The sequence below is a fragment of the Desulfuromonadales bacterium genome, from assembly GCA_035620395.1.
Lineage (GTDB): Bacteria > Desulfobacterota > Desulfuromonadia > Desulfuromonadales > DASPGW01 > DASPGW01.
The window spans coordinates 1-6,308 of record DASPGW010000185.1; the positions used below are offsets into that span (position 1 = coordinate 1).

Sequence of the window (6,308 nt, forward strand, 5' to 3'; positions counted from 1 at the left end):
CAAAAACCGCTACCGCCGCCGTCAGGGCCGCTGCGGCGAGCAGCAGGCCCCGGCTGCGGCGGGGGACGATGAGCAGCCCGGCGGCCAGGGCGAAAAGGGCGCTCAAGGCCGGCAGCCGCCCGGGGGGAAAGCATTCGAGCAGCAGGATGGCGGCCAGCCCGCCCAGGCCGGAACCGAGCAGGTTGGCGAAGTAGAAGGAGCCGATCCGCTCGACCTCCCGCACGAAGACCAGGCCGATGGCGAGGGCGGCGAGAAAGAAGGGGAGGGCGACCAGGAGATTGCCGAGCAGCAGCCGCCAGAATTGCCCTGGGTCGGCAAAGAGCAGGAAGGAGTCGAAGCCGCCGAAGACCACCTGGCTCAGGCTGCCCACGGCCGCCATGACGGCGGCGCTGCCGAACATGAGCAGCGGCAGCAGCCCCTCACTGTGCGCGAGCAGTCGGCTGCGGGCCAGGGCAAGCACGCTGCCGGCGGCGCCGAAGCCGAGCAGCGCCACCGAGATGACCATGTAGGCGAAGTGGTGCCACTGGGTGATGGAGAGGATCTGCATCAGCATCAGCTGCAGGGTGATGACGGCCACCGACAGAAGCGCCACCGCCAGGTGCAGCCGGGGGAGAGGCCGGCTCACTCGGCTCTCCGGAAGGGGACGAAGCGCACCGGCATCAGGCTGCGGGTGGTGATCTCGCTCCCGCGCTTCTCGATCAGCATGAGGGTCTGGACGAAGAAGGGGGTGCCGACCGGGATGACCATCCGGCCGCCGTCTTTGAGCTGAGCCAGCAGGGGCGGCGGAATGAACTCGGCGGCGGCGGTGACGACAATGGCGTCGAAGGGGGCGTGCTCCGCCCAGCCGAAGTAGCCGTCCCCGGCTCTCACCCGAACGGTCTCGAAGCCCAGGCGGCGCAGGCGTTCGGCGGCGCTTTCGGCCAACTGCGGGATGATTTCGATGCTGTACACCTCGGCGCCGGTAGCGGCCAGCACCGCCGCCTGGTAGCCCGAACCGGTGCCGACCTCCAGGATGCGCCGGCCCGGTCCCGGGGCGACGATTTCAGTCATGTAGCCGACCATGAAGGGCTGGGAGATGGTCTGGCCGTAGCCGATGGGGAGCGGCCGGTCGGCGTAGGCCTCGTGGGCAAGGGACTCGGCGACGAAGTGGTGGCGGGGGACTCGGCGCATCGCCTGCAGGGTTGCCGGGTCGGAGATGTCGCGTCGCTCCAGTTGGGTGCGGACCATCTGCTCACGTGCCTGCCGGAACTCGGCGGGCTCCTCAGCGGCGAGGGCGGCGCAGGGGGACAGAAATATGAGAAGGAGCGCCGACACGAGCAGAAGCATCCGCCCCATCCTGCCGGTTAATGATGTTTGCCTGCTGGGGTACACTCTCATGGTGATGACCTGCTGGTTGATTCCGGCCCGGTGCCGTGGCCGGAGAATCTACTTCAAAAAGTTCGGCTTAAGTTTTTGAAATTGCATTCTTTACCACAGGGGTCACCGAGAGAATAAACCAAGAACACAGGGATTTGCGGCGATGGATTTTTCTCGGTGGACTCCGGGTTCTCTCTGTGTCCTCTGTGGTGAAGGTATCTTTATTTTCATGATTTTCGGGTGGGTCGCAGACCCGTGTGGAGCTATTTCCCATTATACTATGCAGTGTGGAAATGGCAGAAAATGCAGGCCATCAGAGCCCGACGGGCGGGCTCTTGCCGTCTGGGCGGCCAAAGAAACGGCCGTGCAAAACGGTTGCCGCCCTCTCCCCCCTGTGATAGGCTATAGCCGCCTTTTCTGCACCAGATCCCCACTCGAAAGAACACTGCCCGGTGAAGAAAGACCGCCTCGATAAATTGCTGGTGGAACGTGGTCTGGTGCCGTCCCGGGAGAGGGCGCGGGCCCTGATTCTGGCCGGCAAGGTGGTGGTCGACGACCACGCCGTCGACAAGGCCGGTGCCCAGGTCGCGGCCGACGCGGCGATTCGTCTCAAGGGAGAAGACATTCCCTACGTCTCCCGTGGCGGCCTCAAACTGGAAAAAGCTCTGGACGAATTCGCCATCGAGGTGGCCGGACGGGTCGCCGTCGATGTCGGTGCCTCGACGGGAGGCTTCACCGATTGCCTGCTGCAGCGCGGCGCCGCCAGGGTCTATGCCGTCGACGTCGGCTACGGACAGCTGGCATGGAAGCTGCGCGAAGATCCGCGGGTGGTGAATCTGGAGCGGACCAACATCCGTGAGCTGACGGCCGAACAGCTCGGCGAGCGGCCGTCGCTGGCGGCCATCGACGCCTCCTTCATCTCCCTCGACAAGGTCCTGCCGTCCACTCTCGACCTGCTGACCGCCGATGCCGAGGTGGTTGCCCTGATCAAGCCCCAGTTCGAGGTGGGCAGGGGAGAGGTGGGGAAGGGGGGCGTGGTCCGCGATGCCCGCAAGCATGCCCAGGTAGTGGAAAAAGTGACGGAAACCGCCCGGACCCTGGGCTGCCGTGTCCTGGGGGTGACCGAGAGCCCTATTCTCGGGCCGAAGGGCAACCGCGAGTTTCTCATCCATCTGCGCAAAGGGGCCGACGCATGAACCAGGTCTTCTTCATCGGCGCCGGGCCGGGCGACCCGCAACTGCTCACGCTCAAGGGAGCGCAGTTGCTGGCGGTGTGTCACGCCGTCTTCGCTCCCACCCCCTTCGAGCAGACCTTCGCCGCTCATCTGGAGGGCAAGACGGTCCTCGTCCCCTTCGATTTCTATTTCGATGAACTGCTCGCCAGGGTCGATGCCCTGTGTGAGAGCGGGAACGTGGCGTTCCTGGTTCCCGGCGATCTCACCTTCTACTCGCCCTTCCAGGTCCTGGTCGATGCACTGGGCGAGCGGGCCGTGGTGATTCCCGGCGTGGGTACGGCGAACGCGGCCGCTGCCCGGCTGAAAAAGACTCTCGACCTGCCTGACGTCTGCACCCGGGCGGTGATCGCCTCGCCGCGCACCCTCGGCGACGGGGAGGGTGCGCTGTCCCTTCAGGATCTCGCCGCTCCGGGGGTAACCTTGCTCATCTACATGAACAACATCCCGCTGCCCGATCTGGCTGCCCAGCTCAAGGCCGGTTACGGCAAAAACGTTCCGATCGCCATCCTGCATCGTCTCGGCCTGCCGGGTGAGGCGGTGGTGACCGGTACCCTCGACGACATTGCCGGGAAAGCCGCCGGGCGTGATTTCTTCAACCTCTCCGGGGAGACCAGGCGACCGTCGCTGACCCTGGTCATTGCCGGCGAAACCCTGACCGCCACCGTCGACGGTAAATGGTGGGACTGGCGCCGTGAGCATGTCTGGAAGTTCCGCAACGGAGGTGAGCAATGATCCTGCGCCGGCTGGAGATGAAACATTTCGGTCGATTCGAGGATTGTGCCTTCGACTTCCGGCGCGGGCTCAATCTCGTCATCGGACCAAGCGAATCAGGGAAATCAACCTTGGCGGAGGCCATCCCCCTGGTCCTTTTCGGGACGCCCGACGGTGAGCGATTCAAACCCTGGGGAGGGAGTGCGGGCATCTGGGCCGCGGCCCTGGTGTTCGAGGAGGCAGGCCGGATGCTGCGCATCGAGCGCGATTTTCTCACCGGACGGGTCTCGCTCGATGAGACCGATGCCGAGGGACGTTCGCTGCACCACTTCAGCAGCAAGGCTAAGTCAGAGGAAGAGACTGCAGAGGGCGTCGCGTATCGGGCAGAACTGCTGCGACTGTTTGGCCTTGCCGAGGAGGAGCTGTTCCGTTTCGGGCTGTTTTTCGAGCAAGGCTACGCGAACCGGTTCGTTGTCGAAGGCGGATCCGGAGAATTCACGTCTCTGCTGGCGAAGATGGCTGGCAGCGAAGGGCGTGCTGCGCCTGCCGGTGAAGACGAACTCGAGGCGGTTCGACGGCGGTTGGCCGAGCTGGAGCGACTCTGGTTCGAAACCCGTGAAGCCCTCGCCAAGGGGAGTGACCTGTCCGGGAAGATTGCCGACCTGGAAGCTTCGGTCGAAGTGGATCGCGCCGATTTTGCCAAGGGGGAAGAATATCTGGCGCAGCTACGCCTGGAGCTCGAGGGGGCCGTGACTGCCGCCTCGCCGGCAGCCGGAAACGGTGCAAAGGCGGCACCGGCTACGGACCTCGAATCCCGACACCAGCAGTTGGAGCGGGAATTGGCAAAAACCGGTTTGCCACGGCAAATGCCGGCCGATCTGCCGGGCGTTCTGGTCCAGGCCGACGAAATCCGCCAGGAGATGATTACCATCCAGAAGGAGGCAGCCGAGCTGCGTCAGCAGCTGTTGAAGCAGCCCGCCCCATCCTGGCGGCCGGCGGTGTTGGCGACTCTGCTCTCAGTCCTGCTGGTCGCCGTTCTGGCCTGGTCGCATTCCGCCTGGCTGCTGGCGGGGCTGTCGGCCGGTGCCCTGGCGACAGCCGTCGGCTGGGCAATCTACCTCTGGCGTCTGGGTCAAGCGCGGCAGGAGCGTGGCCGACTCAAGGGACCGCTTCAGGTGCTGGAGGAGCGCCGGGAGGAAGCCCAGGCCCGCCTGGCCGGTCTTGATGACAGATTTTCCCGGCTCGGCCTGTCGCCGTCGGCGGTGGAGCTCGTGCGGATGCAGAAGAATCTGGAGCGGCATCTGCGGCTGCAACAGGAGTTGGCCGAGGTGGAAAGCGCCTTGGGAGCGGCGGGCTCCGGCGGGAATCCGGTCGCTGTTGGAGTGGTGGCAGGACGGAATCCGGCGAGGAAGGCACAGCCATCGACAGTGATTCCCCCGGAGAGTCTTCCTCCCCTCGGCAGTGAGGAATTTGCCGCGGCCGAAGCAGACCTTGCGGCGCTGGGAGAAAGACTGAAAAGCCGGGAGGCGAAACTGCAGGAGCTCACCCGCCAGGCGACAGAACGGGAAAGTCAACGGGCGTCGTTGCGGCGGATTGAAGAGGAAGGGGAGGCGCTGAGGCGGCGTGAAGCGGAACTGGCCAGGCGGCCGGTTGCCGCAACCCCTGCCGCCGCCGGCAGCATCCCGCCCGCGGAACTGACACAGCTCACCGCCGAGATCGGCCAGACCCTTGGGGTGTTGACGGCAGGCCGTTACACGGCGGTCCGTCTCGAGGAGGGAGAAGGCTGGTCCCTTCGCGGCGTAGACGGGGAGTGGCGCCCCCTGAAGCACTTCAGCCGGGGGACGGCAGAAAGCTTCTGTTTGGCCCTCCGGCTGATTCTCGGTCGGCAACTGACGGGCGACCGGCGCCTGCCCCTCCTCCTCGACGACACCCTGACGGGATTCGACCAGGCACGACTGGTCGACACGGTAAAGCTGCTGGAACGTCTTGCAGGCGAACAGCAAGTGATCCTGCTCTCCCGCGATGAAGCCCTGCGCAAGCGGGCGAACCGCGAGCGCTGGCACATAATATCGCTGGCAACAGAAACGACCCCAAAACCATCCAGGTCTCAGGAAAGGAGCGACGATGACGGGCAACTGCATCTTCTGTAAAATCATCGGCCGGGAAATCCCCGGTAAAATCGTCTATGAGGATGAGCAAGTGGTAGCCGTGGAGGACGTCAACCCCCAGGCGCCGCACCACTATCTGCTCATCCCGCAAAAGCATATCCGCACCACCCTCGACCTGACGACCGCCGATAACGAACTGGTTGGCCACATCTTTCAGGTCGCGGGGAAGCTGGCGCATGATCTGGGGTTTGCGGAGGACGGTTTCCGCATCGTCAACAACTGCAACGAAGGGGCCGGCCAGTCCGTCTGGCACATCCACTTTCATCTGCTCGGCGGCCGAGATTTCACCTGGCCGCCGGGGTAGAGGTAAGGAGTGTAGGCCGAATAGGGGAATGACGCAGAAGGCATATCGATAATTCTAAAGCGTTCCTCTTCCGGGGCCTGCCTTGAGGGTTTCCATCTTTTCCATTCTGGTTTTGCAGTCGATGCAGAAACGGGTGTAGGGGCGCAACTCCAGTCGCCCGATATCGATTGGCTCCCCGCATCCCTGGCACTGGCCGTAGCTGCCTTGGCGCAGGCGGTCGAGCGCTTCGTCGATGTTCATGATCTCTTCGCGCTTGCCGTCGCTGAGCAGATGCAGGAGCTCGCTGAGGCTGTCGGTGAGCCCCAGGTCTGCGACATCGGCCACTCCCTCATCCCTCAGGTTCGCCGCTTCCGCGTTCTTGCTTCTGACTTCCGCCAGCAGGTCCTCGCGTAGTTCGATCAGGCGCTTTCTGATGGTTTCCAGCCGCTGCTCTCTCATGGCCGTGTTCTCCCGGGTGATTGCTGTTTCATTTATAGCGTAGAACTTGAGCCGACATTGTCAATTGGGCGAAATCAGGGTTTTCGGGATTCTGCTT

At 64.1% G+C, this 6,308-nt stretch carries 7 protein-coding genes; 4 read left to right on the forward strand and 3 right to left on the reverse strand.

The genetic code is table 11. The annotated features are described in order from the left end of the window. Positions 1 to 625, reverse strand: a 625-nt coding sequence (locus VD811_09975; GenBank protein ID HXV21298.1) for a hypothetical protein, incomplete at its 3' end; no start/stop codon positions are given. Beyond that, positions 622 to 1,326 (reverse strand): protein-L-isoaspartate(D-aspartate) O-methyltransferase, encoded by a 705-nt coding sequence (locus tag VD811_09980; protein HXV21299.1) that lies wholly within the window; start codon positions 1,324 to 1,326, stop codon positions 622 to 624. The genes VD811_09975 and VD811_09980, both read right to left, overlap by 4 nt. A 482-nt stretch (positions 1,327 to 1,808) precedes the next feature. Between VD811_09980 and VD811_09985 the strand changes: the two genes are divergently transcribed. From VD811_09985 to VD811_10000, 4 genes are read left to right on the forward strand one after another with little or no spacing between them, the layout of a single operon-like run. Next, positions 1,809 to 2,552 carry a TlyA family RNA methyltransferase gene (locus VD811_09985; GenBank protein HXV21300.1) on the forward strand — a complete coding sequence of 248 codons (744 nt, stop codon included), beginning with the start codon at positions 1,809 to 1,811 and terminating at the stop codon, positions 2,550 to 2,552. Further along, a complete protein-coding gene (locus tag VD811_09990) occupies positions 2,549 to 3,322 on the forward strand; it encodes an SAM-dependent methyltransferase (GenBank protein HXV21301.1) in 774 nt (257 codons plus the stop codon). The genes VD811_09985 and VD811_09990 overlap by 4 nt, the downstream gene beginning before the upstream one ends. Next, on the forward strand, positions 3,319 to 5,451 hold the full coding sequence (locus VD811_09995) for an AAA family ATPase (protein ID HXV21302.1): 2,133 nt from the start codon (positions 3,319 to 3,321) through the stop codon (positions 5,449 to 5,451). The genes VD811_09990 and VD811_09995 overlap by 4 nt, the downstream gene beginning before the upstream one ends. Next, positions 5,426 to 5,773, forward strand: a complete 348-nt coding sequence (locus VD811_10000) for a histidine triad nucleotide-binding protein (GenBank protein HXV21303.1) — start codon at positions 5,426 to 5,428, stop codon at positions 5,771 to 5,773. The genes VD811_09995 and VD811_10000 overlap by 26 nt, the downstream gene beginning before the upstream one ends. 54 nt (positions 5,774 to 5,827) lie before the next feature. Here the strand turns inward: VD811_10000 and VD811_10005 are convergent, their stop codons facing one another. Further along, positions 5,828 to 6,211 (reverse strand): TraR/DksA family transcriptional regulator, encoded by a 384-nt coding sequence (locus tag VD811_10005; GenBank protein ID HXV21304.1) that lies wholly within the window; start codon positions 6,209 to 6,211, stop codon positions 5,828 to 5,830. Positions 6,212 to 6,308: the final 97 nt, after the last annotated feature.